General features: G+C 47.9%; 23 protein-coding genes and 1 pseudogene. 7 read left to right on the top strand and 17 right to left on the bottom strand.

The genetic code is table 11. The features are described 5' to 3' along the window. Window positions 1–324: 324 nt before the first annotated feature. The 6 genes from CA264_RS21610 to CA264_RS22300 all read right to left on the bottom strand — a co-directional run bounded on the left by CA264_RS21610 (window position 325) and on the right by CA264_RS22300 (window position 5,003). Complete coding sequence (locus tag CA264_RS21610) at window positions 325–675, bottom strand: four-helix bundle copper-binding protein (RefSeq protein WP_071784556.1); 351 nt, start codon at window positions 673–675, stop codon at window positions 325–327. A gap of 103 nt (window positions 676–778) precedes the next feature. Beyond that, entirely contained in the window at window positions 779–2,920 is a 2,142-nt protein-coding gene (locus CA264_RS21605; protein WP_036774777.1) for a copper-translocating P-type ATPase, read from the bottom strand. An 11-nt stretch (window positions 2,921–2,931) separates the two neighbouring features. Next, window positions 2,932–3,246, bottom strand: a complete 315-nt coding sequence (locus tag CA264_RS21600; protein ID WP_025603891.1) for a hypothetical protein — start codon at window positions 3,244–3,246, stop codon at window positions 2,932–2,934. Between the two features lie 85 nt (window positions 3,247–3,331). Continuing rightward, complete coding sequence (locus CA264_RS21595; protein ID WP_237151219.1) at window positions 3,332–3,880, bottom strand: DUF2231 domain-containing protein; 549 nt, start codon at window positions 3,878–3,880, stop codon at window positions 3,332–3,334. Window positions 3,881–4,222: 342 nt separating this feature from the next. Continuing rightward, the gene (locus CA264_RS21590) at window positions 4,223–4,411 is read right to left on the bottom strand and encodes a helix-turn-helix domain-containing protein (RefSeq protein WP_025603889.1); all 189 of its coding nucleotides are present in this window, start codon (window positions 4,409–4,411) and stop codon (window positions 4,223–4,225) included. A 235-nt stretch (window positions 4,412–4,646) separates the two neighbouring features. Further along, window positions 4,647–5,003 (bottom strand): hypothetical protein, encoded by a 357-nt coding sequence (locus tag CA264_RS22300; RefSeq protein ID WP_211233372.1) that lies wholly within the window; start codon window positions 5,001–5,003, stop codon window positions 4,647–4,649. A 170-nt stretch (window positions 5,004–5,173) separates the two neighbouring features. On the opposite strand from CA264_RS22300, the gene CA264_RS22545 reads away from it, so the two are divergent. From CA264_RS22545 to CA264_RS21560, 7 genes and pseudogenes are all read left to right on the top strand, one after another. Next, window positions 5,174–5,569: a four-helix bundle copper-binding protein gene (locus CA264_RS22545; RefSeq protein ID WP_472483256.1), complete on the top strand. Its 396-nt coding sequence runs from the start codon at window positions 5,174–5,176 to the stop codon at window positions 5,567–5,569. Between the two features lie 156 nt (window positions 5,570–5,725). Beyond that, on the top strand, window positions 5,726–6,439 hold the full coding sequence (locus tag CA264_RS21575) for a DUF305 domain-containing protein (protein ID WP_025603886.1): 714 nt from the start codon (window positions 5,726–5,728) through the stop codon (window positions 6,437–6,439). A 156-nt stretch (window positions 6,440–6,595) separates the two neighbouring features. Then, window positions 6,596–7,300, top strand: coding sequence for a hypothetical protein (locus CA264_RS21570; protein ID WP_025603885.1), 705 nt, complete (start codon window positions 6,596–6,598; stop codon window positions 7,298–7,300). A 39-nt stretch (window positions 7,301–7,339) separates the two neighbouring features. Next, complete coding sequence (locus CA264_RS21565) at window positions 7,340–8,779, top strand: MATE family efflux transporter (RefSeq protein ID WP_025603884.1); 1,440 nt, start codon at window positions 7,340–7,342, stop codon at window positions 8,777–8,779. Window positions 8,780–8,989: 210 nt separating this feature from the next. After that, window positions 8,990–9,133 (top strand): annotated as a pseudogene (locus CA264_RS22540) (hypothetical protein); the annotation flags it as partial. A gap of 21 nt (window positions 9,134–9,154) precedes the next feature. Next, entirely contained in the window at window positions 9,155–9,277 is a 123-nt protein-coding gene (locus CA264_RS22535) for a hypothetical protein (RefSeq protein ID WP_418314001.1), read from the top strand. Between the two features lie 174 nt (window positions 9,278–9,451). Further along, window positions 9,452–11,638, top strand: coding sequence for a multicopper oxidase domain-containing protein (locus CA264_RS21560; RefSeq protein WP_025603882.1), 2,187 nt, complete (start codon window positions 9,452–9,454; stop codon window positions 11,636–11,638). Between the two features lie 149 nt (window positions 11,639–11,787). On the opposite strand, the gene CA264_RS21555 is transcribed toward CA264_RS21560, so the two are convergent. From CA264_RS21555 to CA264_RS21505, 11 genes are all read right to left on the bottom strand, one after another. Then, the gene (locus CA264_RS21555; RefSeq protein ID WP_025603881.1) at window positions 11,788–12,516 is read right to left on the bottom strand and encodes a DUF305 domain-containing protein; all 729 of its coding nucleotides are present in this window, start codon (window positions 12,514–12,516) and stop codon (window positions 11,788–11,790) included. A 123-nt stretch (window positions 12,517–12,639) separates the two neighbouring features. Continuing rightward, window positions 12,640–13,107, bottom strand: coding sequence for a hypothetical protein (locus tag CA264_RS21550; RefSeq protein WP_025603880.1), 468 nt, complete (start codon window positions 13,105–13,107; stop codon window positions 12,640–12,642). 27 nt (window positions 13,108–13,134) lie between these two features. Then, window positions 13,135–15,279 carry a copper-translocating P-type ATPase gene (locus CA264_RS21545; protein ID WP_418313998.1) on the bottom strand — a complete coding sequence of 715 codons (2,145 nt, stop codon included), beginning with the start codon at window positions 15,277–15,279 and terminating at the stop codon, window positions 13,135–13,137. A gap of 444 nt (window positions 15,280–15,723) precedes the next feature. Further along, window positions 15,724–16,197 carry a DUF4440 domain-containing protein gene (locus CA264_RS21540; protein ID WP_243409353.1) on the bottom strand — a complete coding sequence of 158 codons (474 nt, stop codon included), beginning with the start codon at window positions 16,195–16,197 and terminating at the stop codon, window positions 15,724–15,726. Window positions 16,198–16,292: 95 nt separating this feature from the next. After that, window positions 16,293–17,567 (bottom strand): hypothetical protein, encoded by a 1,275-nt coding sequence (locus tag CA264_RS21535; RefSeq protein WP_025603876.1) that lies wholly within the window; start codon window positions 17,565–17,567, stop codon window positions 16,293–16,295. A gap of 577 nt (window positions 17,568–18,144) precedes the next feature. Beyond that, the gene (locus CA264_RS21530; RefSeq protein ID WP_025603875.1) at window positions 18,145–18,852 is read right to left on the bottom strand and encodes a DUF2231 domain-containing protein; all 708 of its coding nucleotides are present in this window, start codon (window positions 18,850–18,852) and stop codon (window positions 18,145–18,147) included. A 198-nt stretch (window positions 18,853–19,050) separates the two neighbouring features. Continuing rightward, window positions 19,051–19,638 (bottom strand): helix-turn-helix domain-containing protein, encoded by a 588-nt coding sequence (locus tag CA264_RS21525; RefSeq protein ID WP_025603874.1) that lies wholly within the window; start codon window positions 19,636–19,638, stop codon window positions 19,051–19,053. A 910-nt stretch (window positions 19,639–20,548) separates the two neighbouring features. Continuing rightward, window positions 20,549–21,181: a DUF3347 domain-containing protein gene (locus CA264_RS21520; RefSeq protein ID WP_025603873.1), complete on the bottom strand. Its 633-nt coding sequence runs from the start codon at window positions 21,179–21,181 to the stop codon at window positions 20,549–20,551. A 110-nt stretch (window positions 21,182–21,291) separates the two neighbouring features. After that, window positions 21,292–21,759: a hypothetical protein gene (locus tag CA264_RS21515; protein WP_025603872.1), complete on the bottom strand. Its 468-nt coding sequence runs from the start codon at window positions 21,757–21,759 to the stop codon at window positions 21,292–21,294. Window positions 21,760–21,907: 148 nt separating this feature from the next. After that, entirely contained in the window at window positions 21,908–23,107 is a 1,200-nt protein-coding gene (locus CA264_RS21510; protein ID WP_036774769.1) for an efflux RND transporter periplasmic adaptor subunit, read from the bottom strand. 74 nt (window positions 23,108–23,181) lie between these two features. Beyond that, on the bottom strand, window positions 23,182–24,495 hold the full coding sequence (locus CA264_RS21505) for a heavy metal-binding domain-containing protein (RefSeq protein WP_025603870.1): 1,314 nt from the start codon (window positions 24,493–24,495) through the stop codon (window positions 23,182–23,184). Window positions 24,496–24,528: the final 33 nt, after the last annotated feature.

Below are 24,528 nucleotides of genomic sequence, written 5' to 3'. Positions count from 1 at the left end.
ACAGAATAGGTGAGTGTCGTGCCGGGCGGAAAGGGATCCGTATCTACGAAAGGCGATCTGGTTCGCTCGATCAGCGTTTCCCAATCGCCGTCGTTCACCTTCCGCCGGACTATTATTTCCCCGAAGCAGTCTCTTCGGAATGAGATTTTGCGGCCCTCCTTAACCAGCTCAAGGTAGGGTATGTTGCTTGGGTGGGATGTACTTACGTTGGTCATTTGATACTTAATAAGGCTGTGCTAAACAAGCCTCTACAGCATTAAATAAGCTGTAGAGGCTTGTCTGATTTTATTAATCTTCGGAGCAGGAACTACTGTGCCTCTTAATTTATTTGTAACTTCTGCAGGCTTCTTCGCAGTCTCTGCATATTTTAGCACAATGCATTGTTTCCTTTTCAATGTCTGTGTCTTGGCTGCACACTTCCGCGCACTTTTTACAGATGTCGGCGCAAAGGCTTACTACCTGTTTAGCCACCTCGGAGTTAGAAGCCACAAAGCTGGCAGTTACCCTACATATCTTTGCGCAGTCTCGACATAAACGGATAGCTTTGGTAAGCGCATCGGTACGCTCATTGTCAAGGCATGCATCAAAGCATGTATCGCATTCGTCGGCACACTGTGCCAATATGCTTAATAGATCCTTGTTCTGACTGTTGTCGTGTTGGTGCGTTTGATTCATAGCTTTCAGGTTTAAGTTTTATCTATAGTTGTACAAAAAACTACGATGCCAGCCCTAATGGGTTACCGTCTTATAGTTCAGACTACCTTATGCTTCCATACTACTACTTAATCTGTTTGCGAAGCAACTGTGCATTAATAGCCACAATCACAGTACTCAAACTCATTAAGGCTGCCCCAACCGCTGGCGAAACCATGATGCCCTGCTTGTATAGCACACCTGCAGCAAGTGGCAATGCAATCACGTTGTAAGCTGTGGCCCATATCAGGTTTTGGATCATTTTGCGGTAAGTGGCTTTACCAAACAGGATAAGCGAGCTGATGTCCTGTGGGTTACTGTTTACCAGTATGATGTCTGCGGTTTCGGCCGCTACGTCGGTACCGGAACCTACGGCAATCCCGACTTCGGCTTGGGCAAGGGCAGGGGCATCGTTCACGCCGTCACCGGTCATGGCCACAAATTCTCCCTTAGCCTGCAGCTCCTTTACTTTCTCTTGCTTTTCATGCGGAAGTACATTGGCCAAATAGCCATCCATCCCCAGTTTGTCGCTTACACTTTTAGCTACACGCTCATTGTCACCGGTAAGCAAAAGGTTCTTGATGCCGTTCTCTTTCAGTATTCTAATCGCTTCTTCTGACTCTGGGCGTATCCGGTCTTTTAAAGTTATAAAGCCTGCCACCTGCTGGTCTATCATAATATAAACTACTGTTTCAACGCCTTCTTCGGCATCGTTTTCAGGTACTTGTATGTTATACTCTTTAATGTAGTTTGGCCCGACTACCTTCACATCCTTTCCTTCAACGGTTCCCTCTAGGCCCTTGCCGGGCAGGTAATGGAAGTCTGAGGAGGCGGGTATGGCAATGCCTTCTGCCTCAACTTTGCGCAACACACCCTGCGAAATGTAGTGCTCTGAGTTCTGCTCAACCCCCGCTGCCAACCTCAGCAATTCCTTCTCGGGATAAGCGGAACTAAATGAAACTACCCTTGCCACTTCATGCGAGCCTTGGGTAAGCGTACCTGTTTTGTCGAAGATGATGGTGGTGATGTTGCGTGAGTTCTCAAAGGCTGTACGGTTACGGATTAGGAGACCATTATTAGCTGATACTGCCGTAGAGATTGCTACCACTAAGGGTATAGCCAAACCCAGTGCATGCGGACAAGAAATAACCATAACGGTAACCATACGCTCCAGGGCAAAGCCAAACTCAGCACCGGCAATTAGCCAGGCTACTAAGGTTAAAGTACCGGCAGTAAGGGCAATGGAGGTTAGCCATTTGGCAGCCTTGTCGGCAAGGCGCTGCGTCTCCGATTTTGTCTTTTGGGCATCCTGCACCAGCGTAATCACCTTGTTCAGGTAACTGTCCTTTCCGGTGCTTTGCACACGGACCTGCAGCGAGCCATTTCCGTTTATGGAGCCACCAATCACTTTATCGCCTGGCTTTTTCTGTACCGGCTTGCTCTCACCAGTCAGCATGCTTTCGTTCAGGTAACTATCTCCTTGCACCACCTCGCCATCGGCAGGTACTTTCTCACCGGGTTTTATCAGGATAAGATCATCAGCTTTTAGCTCTTCCACTTTTACTTTAATGGTTTGCCCATCTTTAATAAGCGCAGCCTCAGCCGGCATCATGCTCACCAGCAACTCAAGGGCTTTGGAGGCACCAAGTACAGAACGCATCTCAATCCAGTGGCCCAGCAGCATCACCACGATCAGGGTGGCAAGTTCCCAGAAAAAGTCCATGCCTCTTAACCCGAAGGCTACTGCCGTGCTGTATACATAGGCCACGGTAATGGCCACGCCAATCAGCGTCATCATGCCCGGAGTCTTCTTCTTAACCTCCTCAGCAAGGCCTGTTAAAAATGGCCAACCCCCATAAAAGTAGATGATGCTGGAAAGCACAAAGGAAATCATCATGTTGTAAGGGATATTCAAGGAGTAGCCCAGAATATCCTGTATCATTGGGCTGATGATGATAACCGGAACTGATAGCGCAAGCGATACCCAGAAGCGCTTCTTAAAGTCCTCGATCATCATGCGGTGGTGGTCGTGGTGGCCCTCATGCTCCCCGTGTTCCGCGTGGCCTATGTGCTCTTCGTGCGGTGGGGGCGTGCCTTCTCCATGCGGCATGGCCTTGTGGTGGGCGTGCAGTGTCTTTTCCTCCAGCCGCTCTGTTACCTGGTTTTTCTGATCCTTTGCCTGCTGGCGCTGACTTTTTCCCTGATGGTGTTTATGGTCATGATTCATGATAACAGCTTCTAAGATGGATAATCAACTTTTAATTTACGGGCCATTTCAGGCGTAACAGAATCGGCATACGTTCCATAAGCATCTACCAGTACACCTTTTACGCCCTGATCGGAGGAGATTGCGTACAAAACCGAGTTATCGTCAGGGCTGCTAGCTCCTTCAAACCGATGTACCTCATTGATGTCAAACTCCCCCGCCCCTAACTCCAGTTGTAAACGGGGGCACTCCAGACAATACGGGCGTAAGTTAAAGTCCTCCACATAGCCCCGCTTCTTTAAGTCATGGAGCGCCTCGACTATGGTTTCATAGTGGTACTTGTTCATCCTTGTCAGCTTTAAGTTTCATATAGCTAGCATTTACGTGCACAGCTAAAAAGCAAAGGCGCAGCTATGGGTCTGCGCCTTTAAATTAATGGTGGTGCCCTGTGTCCAGGTACTTGCCTTGGGGACCGACTCCCTCTATATGTACGAGCTGCGCCCCATAATGTCCTGCCATGGCCACGCTGTAAGCAGCACCTGTAAGAACAAAGGCTACGACCAGCACACTCCAGCGCTTGCCCTTAAACAGGAACTGACTCATCAACTGTGCCGCCAGGCCTATTCCCGCCAGGTAAATGGTCCAGTCGGCGTAGTAGTCGTGCTGGGCGAGTACAAGCTTGGCATGTTCTGTGAGTCCGCTGGTGTGCGGATGCGCGATTTTAGTAACATAGTAGGCCATGCCAAAGCTTATTAGGGTGGCTATGGTGGTGATCCAGTCCAGCTCTCTGCGCAGAAAAAGGATGTTGCAGAGCTGCACGGCGGCGGCCACCAACAGCAGCACGATGGGGAAATGCACAAGCAGGGGGTGCCTGTTCGGGAAGTCATCCGGTCTGGCGTGGGCACTCTCCGGTTCTTGCTGGTGCGCGGCATGCGCTTCGGGAGCTACTGCGGGTTGCACTAGGGCAGCGGTGTCTGCCATCTGCAGCTTCTCTTGCGTTGGGGCACCCTTCCCGTGTTTCTCGCCTCCGTGTGCGTAAAGTGTTTGGGTATTAATTACAGATAAAAACAACATTAGGAGTAGTAAAAAACAGGTGTTTTTCATTCTTATAAAGCGTTAGTTAAGTGGGTGTATTATGATTTACATTAAAGCTCCACAATACCTAACTACTCTCAATAACATTAAAATTAGCAGCCTCTGATTGCACACAAAAGTACTAAGCAGGTGCGTTGCCTGTGAACACACTTAGAGTACTCGAGCGAGACGAAGGCAGTTTTATAAATTTATGGAGCAGCATTATATATCTGTGGAGAAACCTTGGTATCAATACAGGTTATCGATAGTATGACGGTCTGAGCCACCCTGCCGCTTGTATTGATTGAGGGTGGTGCCAGTAACTTCTTTAAACTGCCTGGAAAGGTGCTGCAGGCTTTTATAGCCGAGCTTGGTTGCAATAGCAGTAAGAGGCAGCTCATCGTAAGAGAGGAGCTCAGCTGCATGAGCATCTGGCATATGTCTGACACGTTATCGAAAAAAGAGGAGAAGCCTTTTTCGTCCCAACTGTTCGCCAGAATCTGCTGTGGCGATCTACCCATGCTGTTGATGTAAAGACTAAGTTTACTCTGCAAACCTACGGCAGATAACACCTGTACAAAATAAGTGAGGGAGGCAGTTATGAAAGCTAAGCCAGAGAAAGCTGTGATACTCGTAATAACCCGCCATACATTATTTGATGCCACATAATCTCCTACCCCCAAAGTGGAAAGCGTAAAACCCGCATAATATAGTTTCCAAGAGGGGTGGCACTGGATAATGTTGTGCTGTTTACAACAGAGTCTGGATCAGAGAGAAGCAGCAGGAACAGCCCAGCCCAGAGCCCAAGAACCCATGTCAGAAGTGTGGAGGTAAGTATAGATGGCCCCGCATACTCAAGTAGCTTTGCTTTTCCCTTTTTACCTGAAATAAAGAAGAATATCTTCCACACTGCCCTGGACACTAATTCCGTAATCCGACCTCCTCCACTTGAAGAAAAGGTGGTCTTGATAATATCTAGTGCGATTGAGGTATAAGTAAAAGCTCCCAAGAAGAGATACAGAAAATTCATAAGGTACATCGAGTCGTTAGTGTGATCTTCTAAACGCAATAACAGGTAGGGAGTTAAATGGCGAAGAGGTGGTAACCTCTGGCAAATGTAAGCTAGGAGTCACTGCCAGGGCAGATTTTACCTGCTTTGAAGAACACTTGATTAAATGCTACCACTAATATTATATAAAAATGGCTTATGAATATATAAAACAGAAGGGACTTTGGATGGGTATAACCAAGCAAATGTATTATAAAACCCAGATAACTATGAACAGAGACTTAATAGCTACACTTGCAGAATGTGCCGCAGCCTGTAATTATTGTGCCGTTTCCTGTCTGCAGGAAGACGATGTGAAAATGATGGAGCGCTGCATACGGCTTGACCTGGAGTGCGCTGCTATCTGTAAAATGGCTTTGGATTATGTATCCCGCGACTCAACCATGGCAAGAGAAGTACTAGACCTTTGTGCCAGAGTGTGCCGCGAGTGCGGTGCAGAATGTGAGAAACACTCGCAAATGGAACACTGCCGCATGTGCGCCGAAGCTTGCCGCCGCTGTGAACAGGCTTGTCAACAGGCATCATAATCTTTATATGTTAAAGAGTATAATCTTCTAATAAACTCACCCTGATTGCTCTACAGTTTTGAGAGTGGTCAGGGTGTTTTTGTTTGGCTATAGCCTGATTTCCTGTGCAGGGCCAGAATCTTTTTAATCACATTTTTTGCACTTAATCTATTATTTATGAAAACAAAATTTAACAGTTTCAAGAGTTTTGCTCTGATGGTCATGGCTGTGTTTGTGCTCAGCAGCTGCGAAAAAGACCAGGATGTTGTTACTCCGTTAAGTGCCAGTGGAGAACAAGCGGCAAAAGGTGCTTATTGGGAAGATGACAAAGCCTTTGACAAGGAGATGCAGCAGGTGATCAACTCGATGATGAAGATGATGAACCAGATGGAAATGACCTGCGACCCGGACATTGACTTTGCGAACATGATGATCATGCACCACGAGATGGGCATAAAAATGGCGGACATTGAACTGAAGTATGGCCATGAGCCGGAAGCGCTGGAACTGGCCGTGAAAACGAAAGAGGGCAATCAGGCAAGCAAGGAAAGGCTACAAGCGTTTCTAGCGTCTCACCCTACACCTGAGCCACTTTCAAAGGAAGAATGTAAAATGTTTATGATGGAGATGCGGGAGGATATGATGGCCATGATGCGTTGCATGCGATCTGTAAAGGATACGCCTGATCCGGATGTGGATTTTGCCCAGCTGATGATCTGTCATCACGAAGGTGCGCTTGCCATGTCCAACACTGAGTTGAAGTGGGGGGATGATGAAATGGCCCTGGAAGAAGCTGAAATCATCATAGAAGAGCAGTCGCAGGAAATAATAGAGTTGGCAGCCTTCTTGAACGAACATGGGGTGCCAACCCATAAAGGAAAGAACTTGTAAATGTTTTTTTGGCTGTTTGTCTTATAACGGAAACAGGGTTGCGTGCTGCGCAGCTCTGTTTTCATTTAACCTAAAAGGGATTGGAGTGCAGCAGGCGCAGTTTTTCAAAATCACTTCTGCGCTCTGTTGTCTCATATACTAGGCAGAAAATGTACTATGGGAAATACAATTGATGTTTTATTTGCGTATGAACCTCATCCCGTAAAGGCGCAAGAGGTAACTAGAGTTGGGCTAACACCCATCGATACCCAAGCAGACGGGAATCCCCTTGCGCTGGAAGAGGTACACACCAAAGATATCCACCTTATTATAATTTCAGATGACCTTTCTTTCTTTGCCCACGAGCACCCGGAGAAGACAGGCAAAGAGTACGTCGTGAATTTCACATTTCCCTTCGGTGGAAAGTTCCTGCTTTACTGTGATATAAAGCCACTGAACGGTGCACCGGTTGTTGTCCTAAAAACAGTTGATGTTGCGGGTGATAAACGGGACGTGCAGCGCTATCAGCAGGATGTGCTCAGTAAAACCGTTGACAGTGTGAGCGTGCAACTGGATGTGCAGGACCTCAGTGCCATACGCGTTACCATGAAACAGGGGGAGGCTGTAATACCTGCCTCTTCACTAGGTGATTTTCTGGGTGCTAAGGCCCACGTGGTTATGATCAATGTGAATACAAAAGAATACCTGCATGTCCACCCCATGGTGCACGAGGACGTGCTGGTGCTGCACTCCGCTTTTACTGCCACGGGATTATACCGGGTATGGATTCAGTTCCTGCTAAACGGGCTGCTATATACCATGGATTATGTCGTGCACGTATCTGAGCTTCCGGGGCAGGGACACCATGGGCACCATCACTAAAAGCAGCAGGACACATCCTTAGAAACCACAATACCACCCATGGAAGCTGACAAAGAGCTAGTACAAATACCGGTTACTGCCACTCTTCGTGATAAAATGAAGATTGTCCTGCTCCTTGCTTTTCCGGCAGTAGTAGAGAACTTCTTTCAGACATTTATTGGCTTTGTGGATGTTTATTTCGTGTCAAAAATTGGCTTGGCTGAGGTTTCTGCTATTGGGGCCACCAACGCCATACTGGCTATCTACTTTGCCGTCTTTATGGCGATAGGTGTGGCAGCAAACGTTAGGGTGGCAAACGCCTTGGGAGCGAAACAGGTAGAAAGAGCCCGTCATATCGCGCAGCAGGCAATTATACTCTCCATCCTTTTCGGCATTCTGACAGGAATCGTAACGCTGTTTTTTGCACGCCCCCTGCTCACACTCATGGGGCTGGAAGAGCAGGTACTGGACATAGGGGAGAACTATTTTCGGGTTGTGGGCATTCCTTCCGTGTTTATGTCGCTCATGTTTGCGCTCAGTGCCAATCTACGGGGTTCGGGTAACACACGTGCACCCATGAAAGTCAGCATTATTATCAACATCTTCCATGCGCTCCTGGGGTATGCTCTTATTTTCGGTTTCTGGATCTTTCCTGAAATGGGCGTAACGGGTGCTGCGCTGGCCACAGTTGCCTCCCGTGTGCTTGGAACCCTACTGCTCGTCTACTACATCCAGCGTTCAGAGGTGCTGGCCTTCCGGAAAGACTTCTGGTCTGTGGACTGGGGCCACCAGAAGGAGCTTGCTACATTAGGCAGCCCTGCCGCCGGTGAAGTACTCATCATGCGGGCCGGGCAGATTGTTTATTTCGGTTTTATTGTTTCACTGGGCACCAACGTCTTTGCCGCTCATCAGATTGCCGGAAACGTGGAGGTGATCTCCTATATGGCAGGCTATGGCTTTGCCACAGCGGTTACAATACTGGCCGGACAGCAGATAGGGGCAGGAAGAATAGAGGAGGCGGTTTCCTTTACAAAAATAGGGGCCTGGATGGCTGTGGGCATAATGGGTGTGCTGGGCTTACTGCTCTTCTTCTTGGGGGAGTGGGCTGGCAGTCTGTTCTCCCAAGACCCGGAGGTGATCTCTAAAATAGGAAACGCCCTGAAGGTTTCCGGAGCGTTTCAGCCTTTTTTGGCCGCCCTATTAACGCTTACGGGCGCATACCAGGCTGCCAATAACACGAAGTTCCCCATGTACCTGACGGCGGCCGGTATGTGGGCCATTCGCACTGTTCTGGTTTATTACTTGGGAATAACCTTGGGCTGGGGTCTTACAGGTGTCTGGATTGCCATTGGTATTGACATTGTAACCCGTGCAGGGGTACTGGCCTATAAATTCGCCAAAGGTACTTGGATGAACCTGGAAAAAGAACCTGAGGTGGAGTCACAGTGTCACCCGCAGTCAACAAAAGAGACCATGTCTGACTGCGTTAATAATTACTAAGTAGTTGCCATGGCATTTTTGTAGGAAGGAGTTTAGCGAAATCTGATGGTCAGAACACCGTCATTTATTAAAGTATAACAGTGAAGTTAATCCAACCTATTAACCTGTATGGTGTAAAACAGAATTAGAACTGTAGTCGCAGCTTAGACTTATTAGGTATTGCGAGTAACATGCAAACTATAAAACACTTTCATTTTGTACCAGCTTAAAATGTATAAACTTTTGATACTCGTGTTATTGCTCGGCACAGGGCAGTACACTTATGCACAGCACGAACACCACAAGCCTACCCAGCAGCAACAGACCGAGATTTATACCTGCCCCATGCACCCCGAAGTGCAAAGCACTAAACCTGGTAAATGCCCCAAGTGCGGCATGACGCTGGTAAAGCAAAAACAAAAAGCCCCGACAAAAAAACAGCAGGCTCCGCCAAAAAAAGCCACCAAAGCCAAACCTGCGACACCTTCTAAAAAACCTGTGCAGCAGAAACAAGCGTAGCCGACTCTGAAAAAAGCGCAACCTGCTCATCAACATGCGCAGCCAACACAGCAAAAAACTACCACACCTGTACAGAACCCGGAAGAAAAAGGCAAGCCCATTCATAAAGCGGGGCATAAACAGGAGAGTCCGGGGCCAACCTATAAACCGCGCACCATTCGCTATGACCTCTATGTGCGGGATACGCTGGTAAACTTTACCGGAAAAACCAGAAGAGCCGTGGCCATTAACGGCAGCATTCCGGCACCTGCCTTAACCTTTACTCAGGGCGATACAGCCGAGATCTATGTGCATAATGAGATGGACGTGGAAACCTCCATACACTGGCACGGGGTGTTTCTGCCCAACCGGTTTGACGGCGTGCCGTGGCTTACACAAAAACCGATCAAGCCGCACTCCACTTACCTGTACAAATTCCCGATCATCCAGAATGGCACTTACTGGTACCATAGCCACAGCGCCTTTCAGGAGCAAAGCGGCATGTATGGAGCCCTGATCTTTAACAAAGTAAATGAGCCGGATATGCCGGCTATACCTATTGTGCTCAGCGACTGGACGGATATGAACCCTCGTGAAGTATACAGGTCATTGCGCAGCGCCAACGACTGGTTTTCGATACAGAAGGGGGCTACGCAGGGCTATGCGGAGGCCATCCGGAAAGGCTACTTTGGCACCAAACTGAAGAACGAATGGAAGCGCATGACGGCCATGGATGTAAGCGACGTGGCGTATGAGAAGTTTCTGATCAATGGGCAGGATATTGCGGAACAGACGCATTTTACGGCCGGGGATGTAGTCAAACTTCGGATAGTGAATGGCGGTGCTTCTACCTACTTCTGGTTAACCTATTCCGGCAGTAAGATTACCGTGGTGGGCAACGATGGTAACGATGTGGAGCCGGTGGAAGTGGATCGCCTGATCATTGCGTCTGCTGAGACCTACGACCTGCTGGTGACCATACCGGAGAACATGCAATACGAGTTCCTGGCAACTGCCGAAGACCGCACCAATACCACATCGTTGTGGCTGGGCAGGGGCATGAAAATGAAAGCACAGCGCCTGGGCAAGCTCAAATATTTCGAGGGCATGAGGATGATGAACGGCATGATGAAGCTGAGCGGCGATGTGGAGCCGATGGGCATGGAAATGAGCAATCAGCAGATGGACATGAACAGCGTGATGTACCCGGAATCTTCAGGCCAGGACCACAGCATGCACGGAGGGGAGACTCCGAAGCCAGCTGCCGAAAAACATATGGAAATGAAGCAGAAAGCTGATACCGCCTCACATGAAGGGAATAACATACAGGGGCACGACACGCACAACATGGACAGGAGTGTCAGCAGCGGTGAGATGGTAACCCTGAACTATGGCATGCTGCGGGCACCTGAGAAAACAACCCTCAAACCCGGACCGGAAAAAGTGCTGCGTTTTGAGCTCACCGGCAACATGAACCGCTACGTGTGGACGATGGACAATAAGACCGTGTCAGAGTCTGACAGGATCCTGATCAAAAAAGGAGAAAACGTGAAGATCATCATGTTCAACAACTCTATGATGCGCCACCCCATGCACCTGCACGGGCACGACTTCCGGGTGCTGAACAAGCATGGCGAATATGCGCCCCTCAAAAATGTGCTGGACATACTACCCATGGAGACAGACACGATTGAGTTTGCCGCCTCCGAGAGCGGCGACTGGTTCTTTCATTGCCATATTCTCTACCACATGATTGCCGGTATGGGACGCGTGTTCACCTATCAAAATTCTCCACCAAATCCTGATCTTCCGGATCCTAAACTAGCCCAAAAGATGTTTAACCGCGAAGACAAGGTTTTTCTGCCTTCAGCGATGGTAGGGCTGGAAAGCAACGGCAGCGACGGAGAGTTTATACTTGGTAGCTCCCGTTACCAGGTTTCTACAGAGTGGCGAATCGGGTTTAAGAAGGAGTATGGCATTGAAAGTGAAACTTATTTTGGTCGTTACTTTGGTAAAATGCAGTGGCTGTTTCCTTTTATCGGATTTGATTATCACTACAAAAGTACTTTCAATGAGCCTGAGAATAATATGTTTGGGCAGTTAAGTAACCAGAATAACCGAAAAGCCTTTGTAGCCGGTGTGCAGTATACCTTGCCCATGCTCATCGTATCGGAAATGAGGGTAGACAGCAAGGGAAAGCTGCGCTTCCAGTTGCGGCGCGAAGATGTTCCGCTTACCAGCCGCTTGCGTCTTAATTTGATGGGCAACACCGACAAAGAATACATGGCCGGCCTGCGGTACATCGTTACCAAGTACGTGTCTCTATCTACGCATTACGACAGCGACATGAAGTATGGCGCCGGTCTGACTTTTATTTATTAACAGATACAGTTGTTCAACGGCTCTTGTAGCAGCGGGAACAAAACAGCATCTTACAAGGGGCTCTTTTTCTAAACCACTATGCCATTCCTTAAATGTAATGGCATAGTGGTTTACTTGCTTATGAGAGCAGAACCTCAGAAATTTATGAACTACTTCGGGTTTTGCTTCTTCCAGGCCTCCAGTTCCGATATTTCTTTGGTCTGCTGATCAATGGTCTTCTGAGCCATTTGTTTCATTTCTGGGGTTTTACCTTGCTTTAGGAATGCTCTTGCCATTTCGTTACCAATTTCGTGGTGATGTATCATCATTTGGGCAAAGCTGTGATCTGTATTAGCTCCGCTCATGTCGCCCATGTTCCTGTGCACATCATCCATCATTTTGTTCATTGGCTGCATCATACGCATGGTGGTGGCAGTATCTCCTTTGGCGGGTTGATGCCTTTTCGCAAAGTCCTGAAGCTTCTGGATATCTTCTTTATTAGTTTTCACAGTCTTTTGAGCCATCTCTTTCATTTTGGCGTTGGTGCCATTGGCTATTTCGTCTTCTGCCATGCGGATGGCTCCTTGGTGGTGCATGGACATTATCTGAGCAAAGTCATAGTCAGGATCTCCTGTCATTGTCGCTTTCATGCCGTGCATCTCTTCCATGTTTTGGTGCATGTGTTCCATCATACCGCTCATCTCACCGGTATTCATGTTGTGCTGGGAATGGTTGTCCGTTGTCTCTGTGGCAGTAGTTGCGCTCGAAGTCTCTGCCTCATCACCAGCATTGGTACTACTTTGGTTACAAGAGGTGAGGAAGAACAGTACCGCAAAAAAGAATAAGGATATTTTGAATTTAGACTCAAGTAGCAAGGTGCAATTTTTAGACTTTTTCATACTCGAATTATATGGTTAAATATATTATTGTTACGGCGAAAAAGTAAAGACGTTGAGAGGTGGATGGATACTAAATATATAATTTTCAACTCTTTAACTATAAAATAATCAACCCCTAAATTATTATTTGTTTATAAGACGTAATTTTATTGTAATTGCACTTATGTAATAGGTCAGGCTGGGAAGTATCATTAGCTGTAGAAGAGGAAGCCACCCAACGTGAAGAAGAGGTACCATGGGCATCTCATCAGTATAGAACCATTGCTCTACTGCCAGTGCCCACTTTTCAAAACCCACGGCAATCACACCGCCTGTAAAGCTTAACAGAATATATTGCCACAGCTTAGCGTTTAGAGGCCAGTATGGGCTATGATTAAATACTGCAAACAGGGTGTACAGGAGCAGGAGTACCAGCGCATCTACTAAGGACGCAACAAAGCAAATCCAAAAATGCCCAAAGAGTCCACTGTACCCTTGGTAAAGAGGAGCCTGTGCATTCTCCCAAATCAAGTTCAGTGAAAATCCTATCACCAGCACAGCACCAGATACCAAAAGAAGGCGCTTCATGTTGCTCTGATGCTTCCTTTTCATATGTAGTCTTTCTGCAATGGAATAAGACTACTTTATCTGTCGGCGTAGCAGCTGTGCATTGACGGCCACAATCACAGTGCTCAGGCTCATAAGAGCGGCTCCCACCGCTGGTGACACCATAATACCCTGGCTGTAGAGCACGCCCGCCGCCAGCGGCAGTGCCACCACATTATAGCCAGTGGCCCAAATCAGGTTCTGGATCATTTTGCGGTAAGTGGCCTTGCCGAAAAGGATAAGCGAGGCGATGTCCTGCGGGTTACTGTTCACCAATATGATGTCAGCTGTTTCGGCGGCCACGTCGGTGCCCGAGCCTACGGCAATGCCCACATCGGCCTGCGCCAGGGCAGGGGCGTCGTTCACGCCGTCGCCCGTCATAGCCACGAATTCGCCTTTAGCCTGCAACTCCTTCACCTTTTCCTGTTTCTGGTGCGGCAGTACGTTGGCCAGGTAGCCATCCATCTGCAGCTGATCGCTCACGCTTTTGGCCACGCGCTCGTTGTCGCCGGTAAGCAGCAGGTTTTTAATGCCGTTTTCTTTGAGCACCCGAATGGCCCCGGCCGATTCTTCACGGATCTGGTCGCGCATGGTGATATAGCCGACCGGCTGTCCCTCTGCCAGCACGTACACCACCGTCTCTACTCCTTCTTCGGCCTCGCTGGTTGGAACTTCAATGTTAAACTCCTTGATATAGTTGGGCCCGACCACTTTTACATCTTTGCCCTCCACCGTACCTTCCAGCCCTTTTCCGGGCAGGTAGTTGAACGACTGTGAGGAAGGCACTGCGATACCTTCTTCTTTTACTCTGCGAAGTATACTTTGGGAAATAAAATGCTCTGAGTTCTGCTCTACGCCGGCTGCCAGGCGTAACATTTCTCGTTCGTCCATTCCCTTGTCAAAGGTGACCACTGAGGCGATTTCGTGGGAGCCCTGGGTGAGGGTACCGGTCTTATCGAAGATAATGGTGGTAATGAGACGGGAATTTTCGAAGGCGGTACGGTTGCGGATGAGCAGGCCGTTGTTGGCCGAGACAGCCGTGGAGATCGCCACGACCAAAGGCACCGCCAGCCCCAGCGCATGCGGACAGGAGATCACCATCACCGTTACCATTCGTTCTAGGGCAAAGGCAAACTCCTGACCCAGCAGCAGCCAAACCGCCAGGGTACCAAAGCCGGCGAAGAGGGCAATGTAGGTGAGCCATTTGGCCGCGCGGTCGGCCAAGCGCTGCGTTTCGGATTTGGTCTTCTGAGCATCCTGCACCAACTTGATTACCTTGTTGAGGTAGCTTTCCTTGCCGGTGTATTCCACCCGCACCCGTAGCGCCCCGTTACCGTTAATGGATCCACCGATCACTTTGGCGTTGTTGTTCTTTTTTACCGGCTTGCTCTCGCCGGTGAGCATACTCTCGTTGAGGTAGCTTTCGCCGTCTTCCACCACGCCATCGGCTGGTACCTTTTCGCCGGGCTTCACCAGGATCAGGTCGCCTTTCTGCAACTCCTCGATCCGCACCTGCACGGTTTCCCCATCCCTGATGAGCATGGCGTCGGCAGGCATCATGCTTACCAGCAACTCCAATGCCTTAGAGGCGCCGAGCACCGAGCGCATCTCGATCCAGTGCCCTAGCAACATGATCACGATCAGCGTGGCCAGTTCCCAGAAGAAGTCCATGCCCTCCAGCCCAAACACAATGGCAGTACTGTAGAGGTAAGCTACTGTGATGGCGACGCCGATTAGGGTCATCATCCCCGGGGAGCTTTTCTTTACTTCTTCGGCCAGCCCCGTCAGGAAAGGCCAGCCACCGTAGAAAAAGATGATGGAAGAAAGTATGAAAGAAATGTGTAGGCTATACGGCACCTGCAATGAATATCCCAGAATGTTTTGCACCATGTGGCTCAGGAGGATCACAGGGATAGACAACACCAGCGATATCCAGAATCTTTTACGAAAATCAGCGATCATCATGCGATGATGGTCGTGGCCGTGCTCCCCGTGCGGTGGATGACCGGTGGTGTCTTCGTGCATGGCGTGCTCGTGCCCGTGCAGCGTCTTCTCCTCCAGCCGTTCCGTTATCTGGTCTTTTTGCTGCATGGCCTCCTGGCGTTGAGGTGTCCCGTGGTGCGAGTGATGGTGGTGTCTCTGCCTATTATTCTGATTAGAGTGAGGGTCGAGGTTCATAACGATTCGTGGCTATTATTGAATGAGAATGCGCAGTCAAGGCTTGCATTTCTATTTATACTCATATTGGTAACACTCCGTTTTCAAGATGCTGTTCTGTTGCTCAATTTCTTAATTTTGGGTGACAAAGCAGCAGGCCCACATATATCACAATAAGCAGCTCCTTTCCACAGATGCAGTTTCTTCAAGTCAATTGTCCAAACCGGTTACTCAGCTGGCTGATTCATCAAACTTGCTCCTGGTATGGATAAAAAAGTAAGTCCCTGCTATGGGACAGGGACTTACGCAATGGAAGACTGCTTTCTTATCTGAGCTATTCGTGTTCGTAACGGAAATGTGCAAACTCAGTTTTCTTTATTTACTTCTGACAAACCACTTAGCTTCTTTGAGCGCCTCTTGCATTGCTTAAGCTAAATACCGGAAACTAGAACAATGCTTTAGAATTTATTTTGTGTTTCTGGAGGAGCTGTGTAAGCTTACAATCTCCCATTTTCCATTGTTATTTTTTAACGTAGAGGTAGCCACCCCTTTCTTTTTAATGGTACTACCGTCTTTTGCCAACACTATAGTATAGATGTAAGTCTCCGTTGCAAAAGCGTAAAGCCCATCTACTTGCACATCTACCTTGTAGTCACTGTAGTTAAAAGACTTGAACACTTTAAGTTCAGGTCCTAAGTGGTGGTCCAGGTAGTGCGAATAGGTCCCCTCTACGCCGCCTGATTCAAATACTTTAGAGTCCTTTGCGAAGAGATGGGTAGTGTTAGAGACGTCCAAGGCCTCAATAGCTGCTTTGTAAGAGCTTAGCACTTTTTTTACCTGTTCAGATTCAGGATTGCCTGTAGCCTGGGCAAATGATTGTTTAATAAAGAGCAGCATTACAAATGCCAGAAGTAGGGTAAAAGTATTTTTTCTCATCATTAAAATATTAAGGTTTAGAAGAATAAAAAGTTGTTGTCATACATGCTGCCACTAATGTGTTTGTAGTAACTGCAGTGCAGTGTCAGTTCACCAAGTTAAAAATCAAGTGAGGAGGCAATCTTTACCAGGCTCCCTTTGTCTACTCCAAACTTACAAATAGCATCGCAATGTGTCCTTAACTCAGAGAAGAGGATGTAGTGGAATGAGGCAGAGCTGCTCCTAATGGAAGGCCTGCTGAGTTGTAAACGAACTTCTTTCTCCCGATTATCAGGCACAATCAGGTAAAGGGATGTAACGTGGTGTCCGAGGCTATAGTGCAAATCTGTTAGCCTCAGTATACCCGAGTAAATCGACGTGCTTTTTTCCACCTCAAAGGCAGCCGCAACTTTATTTGTGTGCTTTTCAAACCAAAGCACGTCAATCAGCCCGATTGTAGTCTGTGTCTCTTTATCTATACCCAAATCAGGTATAGTACCCATGCAAAGGAACGAAAAGGCATCATCCTGAAACTTTTTGCTCTTGTCATTGCTTGCGCATGACACATCATAGCCAAGGGCTCTCCCAACTTTCAGTAGATGATACTGCATCTCGGTGTGAAGATTGTCCTCCAGCTGTTCATCCATCACTTCCTTATGCCTTTTGGCGAGCTGCCGCTCTATCTTTAGTATATCTTCTGTTGCTATAGCCTGCTGCCCAGTGGCAAGTATTTTCATATCCCCAATATCAAATAACAATCCCCCGATAGCTCCCAGATCAGTAGACAGGTGAGGTCGGAACTTATTATTGACTTGCAGGATAAGCTCTCGCATGCGGAGATACTCTTTCCAGGAACCAAGCTTGATATTCTCTCCAAACAGTTTATTGAAACCATTGACAATGGCAGTGTTAAAAGGAGGTATGAGAGTAGGATGCAGGAAATAAAGGATGCTTGCTACAGCAGGCCCGAGCCCTTTAATCTTCTTCTGGTCAAGTAAGATTATTTCGCGTAAAAGCTGTTCTTCTTTTGTTGCAGTTAGACAAGCTTGCAAGAATTGGCCAAAAGCCCTTTTGTTAGCCTCATTTTCATAAATATCAGGTATTCTCAGCTTTGGTTTCCAATAAAAAGGATGGGCAATCCCTACAAAGACCTGTTTTTGCTCGGCAATGCAGCTCAAGACAAACTCAAGCGAAGAGCCTTTGAAATCGTTCCCGAAGGTGCCAGCCTTGATGTCGGCAATTACCTGGTGGACGCCCCGGCGTATGGTCCTGAAAGCTTTTAATCTGTCATCGTTGTTGATAAACCACGTGTTATAGACAGATTCTGCGTCTGTTTTATAGCGGTTGACAAGCTGTAAGAGGGTCTCTTCTGAGGCGATTTTTTCTTGATACATGGAAACAACTACAAAGACTTATTGAGTTAACTGAAATTATAAAAAGCTAGATACTAAATTAATAATAGCAGTATATAAAATTTATAATGTTCTTATTAAACATTTACAATTTTTTACTAATAATGACAAGTTAAACCAGCACCTCTTTGTAACTGCTGTCATAGCTGGTACTTAACGAAAAGAAACGGTTGAACCTAAAGCGGAAACCTGCTTCATTCTCCTTATCGGTATGCACCTGAAAATCCCCTGTTATTACAATCTGTGCATGCTAATGAAACTGTGCCTAATAGTATAAGGATCAAGTATGCTTCTTGCGCTAATTTATTAAGTAAATAACTTAGGTGACTGTTTTGAGTAGGACCCTTAATTTCCTTAGCACACCTTGGTAAAAGAGCAAATCGTTTATGCGTCTTTATAGAAGCAGAGTACATGGTACTGCAAACATTCACCTTAAGTCCTACCTGCTACTGTCAATACGTGTCAAAAAGCAAGAGGCGTCTTAAAGCTTTTAAAGCATTACTTAAGAAGCCTCTTGCTTATGTTGCAGATTAAGCTACGCACTTTTCAAGCCAGCACACTAATGATGATGCTCTTCCAGGTACCTGCCTTGTGGGCCTACGCCCTCAATGTGCACGAGCTGCGCTCCATAGTGCCCTGCCATGGATACGGCATACGCCGATCCAGTTAAAACTAGTGCAGCCACAGCCACACTCCATCGCTTACCCTTAAAAAGGAAGTGGCTCAGAAGCTGCACCACTACGCCGACAGCACCTAAGTACACGGTCCACTCAGCGTACAGATCGTGCTGATCCAGCACCAGTTGGGCATGTGCTGTCAGCCCACTTGTATGGGGATGGTTATAGTTAGCAGCCAGATAAGCAGTGCCAAACCCTATCAAGGTAGCAATGGTGGCAACCCAATTTAGCTCTTTACTCAGGAAACGGATGTTGACAAGCAGTACTGCTGCGGCCACAATAAGCAGCATAATAGGGAAATGCACAATCAGCGGGTGCGTGTTCGGAAAGTCACTGAGTGAGGCATGAACTTCGCTGGGAGTATGCTCATGCGCCTCAGTGTGCTCGGTTGCAGCTGGTGCATGTAGTGGAGCCTCTGCAGTATCTTGTGCTGATTGAGGTGACTGAGCTGTATCAGCAGTTTCTGCCTTTACAACAGTGGCTTCGCTTTTTTTCTTTTCGTGTTTTTCGCCTCCATGTGCATAGGAGATTCTGACAGTGATTACACAGAAAAGCAACATCAATAGAACTAATAAATAGGTGTTTTTCATTATAAAGTATTAGTTAAGGGTTATACAGTAATGAACTGGTACATTTCCACGACACCTAACAACTATACCTATTCTTAAAACCTGCTGCCTACATTGTGTGCAACAAACTTTTAAACACATGTAGATTATCTAATGCGCAACTAAAGTAGTTTTATAGAATTCTGGTGCAGAATTATGCATCAGTGGAGTACTACCGGTTTAATATAGATTGTCAATGGGGTGGCGGTCAGCACCACCTTGGTTTTTGTATTTGTTAAGGGTTGTGCCTGTGACTTCCTTGAACTGCCTTGACAAGTGTTGCAGGCTCTTGTATCCTAGTTTGGTTGCAATCGCACTGAGAGGGAGTTCATCGTAAGTAAGCAATTCCTTGACGCGTTCTACTTTCTGTAACACAATGTACCTGTTTAAGGCCACTCCTTCACATGCTTTGAAAGCGGTACTGATTGTAGAATAGTCTTTACCCAACTTCTCTGCCAGATATGTAGACAAATTAGTGGTAAGGGATGAGATTTCGTCGCTGTAGATTAAGTTTATGACAGCTACTTTGGTACTTTCTACAAGCTCTTCTAGCTTATCGTGTAGCAGCTCAAAACCTTTGCTTGTTATGGCTGCATTTATAGCTGTTTCGTCTATTTCATTACTTTCAGCTATAACAGCCGTACCTAACTCTACCTCCAGTACATGCAGGCGCAACTTTTCCAGTTCCTCCCGCACAACCATAATGCAGCGCGGACACACCATGTTTTTGATGCGAAGCACCCGCTGGTGCTGATTCTCTTCACTCATTTTAAAAAAATAATGTAGGCAACAAGCTGCTTTACCGGCTAAGTATCACCCTACATGATGGACAAACACAACAAATCCGTTACATACTTAAAGAGGCCACAAAAGGCGACTTTAGCAGTAGGCATAGAAGCCCGTCGCATCAAAACAGGAAAAGCGTAGTTCTTCCTGTTTTGATGCGTTCAAGAGCAGTTTGAGCATCAAATTATGAGAGAGTGCAGGAAGATTCTAATATCCGGTATTTTCGGAGGGGCATCTGGCGGTGCATGCGACACCGCCCTAATCAGGTTTCGGTAAAAAGACCGTAGTACAGCCTGATACAGGCTACCCATGATGGTAAACTGTACTTTTACAAGTGAAGGCAGCTTCACGGAAGAGGAACTCTCCAATAAAGGAGCATAAGCTAACTCTGAACAGCAACTGGCATCCTCTGGCGCAGAAGCAGGCTGTTGATCACCATGGTGCGAGTGCTCATGATGGTCATGCCCGGCAGCAGAGGTCTTACTCTCTGTTCTGTGATGATTACCGTGTCCTGAATGGTGGTGGCTCTGAGTGATAGACTGCAGGCGCTGCACCAGGTGCGGCAGGTTACAAACCAGTTGAACAAGGTACAGGTTTACGAAGACTGCCAGTAAAAGCAGCCCAGCGAAGTTAACTGTCTTGTTACGCTTGGTTCTTTTCATGAAGTTAGTACTCTTTCGAGTAGAGGCTTAGCCAGTACGCAATAGGTAAATATAGTAAAATTTGATAGTATTATATATTTAATGTAACAGCAGACACCTATCGCCCCTATTTTCAACGCCTTACAAGCATTTTCTCATGCTTCTTAAAGCTAGAGATTATGCCTATTGGGCTGTTTGATCAGTGTGGTGTAATTGTGGAAGCAGTATGTAACACTGCTTCCACATAAAGCTTAATTAATGGTTTCCTCTGTACTACCGCATTTGAGCATCTGTTCACCGAAGTAAGGGTTGCGGATCTCCTGGTTGGAGCTCAGCCAGTAAGCACCCTGGTTGTCCATGGCCATTGGGCAGTGCTGGTAGTACAACGTCTGATCAGAAGCACCGAAGGCTTTCGTCAACGCAAAAGTTGCCTCGGAGAGCAACTCCAGTTGTCCGCGCTGTGCAGCCAGGTCTGTAGCTGCTGCCATTTTAGAAGCACTTTGCTTTACCTCGTCCAGTTTTTCTTCCGCAAACGCCTTCTGCTCGCCCTGCAGTGCAGATACATCTACTTTATCGGCAGCTGCCAGTACAGCTTTGGCGTCTTCCTGGGCTTTCTGTGCGTCAGAAGCCACCAAATTGTCTTTCAGTTTCAGGTAGCTGTCTATTACTGATTTGATCTGCTCCTTTACCGGACCGGCAACCGAGGTGAAATCCGGAGCTTCTATCACCACTTTGCCCTCAGCCGGCATGGCATCGCCGTGAGCCATACCTTCGTGGTGCTCTATGCTTTCAGTTCCGGCAGTAGTCGTTTCCTGCTTGTTCTCTCCGCAGGAAGAAAGTACAAACGCTGCAAGGGTAGCAGCTAAAAGGGTTCTGTTCATCATTGGTTTCAATAGTTACAGGTTTTAAATTTAATTTTATTTCAACTGGTTTTATAGCAGGAAAGCATAAAAGGGTAAGGCTTTACACTTGCTCTGCGCTATATTACCCTTTGTTATTGCTTATACTTCTTGTAGTTTTCTTTAGAAGAAAAGTATAATACATCGCCGTTGGCGCTACCCGGCTTCAGGGCAATAAAGGCTTTCGATTTGTCTACTTCCTCACCTGTTACCGGATCAGCGGCGTAACGTACCTGGCGGTCGTTTTGGATGGTTTTAACGCACATTTCGCAGCATCCATAGTACATTTTGTCTTCAAACTCTACCGGGAACTGCTTTTTACCGCCCATGTAGGCATTGTTCACCATACACACCAGGTCCTTCGGAAGCCCCTCTTCAGTCATCAGGTCTGCCGGAGCTGCTAGTGTAGCGATAGCAGCCATATGGGTGGCATGATCGGCAGCCGGTGCTTCTGCAGTAGTTTCAGTGGTTGTGTTAGCCTCTATCTGAGGTGCCTTCTCCGAGGAGCAGGAGGCCAAGGTAAAGGTGCCTAACACAGCAATATAAATCAGGTTCTTTTTCATTATTCAGGTAAGCTAAATTGAAATCTGTTCAAGTATAATAAAGCCCAGTGCGAGCAGGATAACCAGGTACAGGAGCCACTTTAACCAGGTGTTTCTTCTTTTGGGCGGCTGTTCGTCGCCTGTTCTACAGCATTCTTTCATCGTATACTTAGTGCTGATGGCCGGCCATCGGGTCAGCCCCCTTCTTCAACACAAACTCACTATAAAGTAAATAGGCACCAGATACCACCACCTTGTCGTTTTCCTTCAGGCCCGAAAGTATAGCTACATTGTCAGCGCTTTCTTCGCCAAGCGTAACCATCTGGGCTTTAAAGGTATCTTTTCCTGATTGTACCCAAACATGCGAGCCTTTCTCGTCGCGGATTACGGCGTCAGTTGGCAGGGTAAGCGATGAACCTGTATCTGAAGGAAGTATAATGTTGGCCTGCATGCCGGGCAGGTACTGATCGTTCGGGTTTGGCAGTTCGGCACGAAGTATAGCGACCTGGCTACCGGCTCTGAATTCCGGGCTGATGAAGGTAACCTTTGCCGTTACCGGCTCCTGGCCAAAACCTTCTACCGAAATCTTGATTGGATCGCCTTCCTCTATACTGCCGACTTCCTGCGGATACAGTTCAGCTTCTACCCAGATCTTACCCAGTTTTCCTAAGCGGTACAGCACGCCGCCTTCTGCCACATACTGACCTTCGGCTGCGGCGACTTCGGTTATCACACCACCGGCAGGGGCAACAAACGTGATCCGAGGATTAACCTCGCTTGTTCTGGCAAGGTTGCGGATCTGGCCTTCTGTTAAACCGTAAAGTATAAGCTTCTTTTTGGCAGCCTCCAGAAACGAAGAAAAGCGGGGATTCTCCTGGCCTAGCTCCCGGTTTTGCGCCAGGGCCAGCAGGTACTCGCGCTGCAGCGTCAGGAGTTCTTCGGAATACAGTTCGTACAGCGGCTGGCCTTTCTTTATAGTTTGCCCGCTTTCTTTCAGGTATAGTTTTTCTATTCGCCCGGCGGCACGGCTGCTGATAACATCGGTCTGGGTTTCGTCGAGCACGAGCTTACCGGTAAGTATAGCGTTGCTGCCCACCGAGCCCGACTTAACGCGTTTGGTTTTGATGTTGCCCAGCGCGATCTGGCTCTCGCTCAGCATAAGTTCACCGTTCTCCTTACCCGACTGCGACACCGGTACCAGGTCCATAAAGCAGATAGGGCAGGTGCCGGGCTTATCCTGCACGATCTGCGGGTGCATAGGGCAGGTATAGGTTGCCTTTTCACCTTCTGCATGTGATTTTTCTTCCACGGAGCAGGCCGCTACAAGTATAGCCGTCAGCAGAAATAGTATGTTCAAATATCGTCTCATGGTCTAATTTTGAATGAGTGATTGAGTGAATGTGGGAGTATGTTTTAAATGCACACATTCGCTCATTCACAATTTTAATTATTGACTTTGATGAAGCTTTCGCTGTCTACCAGGAACTGCGCGTTAGTGGCGATTACATCTGTTTGTTTCAGTCCGGAAGAGATTTGAATCTCATTACCTGCAGCAGCACCTGTGGTAACGGCAACTGGCTCAAACACACCATTCACTTTCCGGAAGGCAACTGTTCTTGTACCGATGTCCAGTACGGCTGCTTTGGGCACCCACAGCGCTGCTTCCGTTTTATAGGTAGCTTCGGCGCTTACCAGCTGGCCTACCATCACCTGTCTGTTGTCTCGTGGCAGATAAACTCGCACCTTCGCAAAATTCTCTCCTTCATCAAAAAACGGCTGGAAGAAATCTACTTTCGCCTCCAGTTTTTCGCCGGGAAGCTGCGGGAAAGTGATCAAGACAGGAGAGCCCTTTGCCAGTGAGCTCATCTCGCCGGCAGGTACATTAAACTCCGCCCAAAGCTGCTCTGCGTTTACTACGCGCACCAGCGGTTGCCCAACTGTTACATACATGCCCTCACGTAATTGTGTGGCTTGTCCGGCTGGAGCTGCGGCGGCTGTGGCTGGTGCAACGGCTGTGGCTGCACTGCCTCCGCCCATCGCGTCCATGCCGCCGCCGGCGCTGGCTGCAGGCGCTGCGGCCATACTTGCCGTGGCTGCCGGAGCGGTTGCGTTCAGGTCGATCACGTAACCGTCGTAAGGACTGTAGAGGGCAAAAGTATAGCTTTCTTCGCCGCGGCTTATAAGGCGGTTGATTTGTTCACTGGTAGCACCCAGGTACTGCAGCTTTTGCCTGGCAGCCTGTATCAGCTGCTTGTCCTCCGGAGCTGACTGCACCAGGTATAGAAGTTCCTTCTGTGCCGTGATCAGCTCTGGGCTGTATACTTCCATCAACTTCTGGCCTTTGAGGATCGGCTGGAAGTTATACTTTACGAACAGCTTCTCAATGCGCCCGCCCACCCGCGCCGGCACCGAGTACACCCTGCGTGGATCGTAGGTGATAATGCCATCCATTTTTATGCTTGCCTCTGCCGTTTTTTGCTCCGGTTTGGTAGTGGCAATGCTGGCTATCACAGTGCTGTTGGTCGGTTTCAGCAGGAAAGCCAAGTCTTCGGTGATCTCAACGCCATCGCCGTGCGCCGCTTTAGGCACCAGGTCCATGCCACAAATAGGGCAGGTGCCCGGCTTGTTCTGCACGATCTGCGGGTGCATTGGGCAGGTATATTCCGTATCGCCCTCGGCATGCTTATGGTCTTCCCCCTTGCAGGCCGCCACTAGTACAGCCAGCGCCAGGAAAAGTATGTTCAGGTATCGTTTCATGTTTAATTTTGATTGCGTGATTGAGTGAATGTG

It is taken from the genome of Pontibacter actiniarum (assembly GCF_003585765.1).
In the GTDB taxonomy this organism is placed as follows: domain Bacteria; phylum Bacteroidota; class Bacteroidia; order Cytophagales; family Hymenobacteraceae; genus Pontibacter; species Pontibacter actiniarum.
The sequence above is the reverse complement of the archived record's forward strand: the minus strand, read 5'-3'. Positions and strand labels throughout refer to the sequence as shown.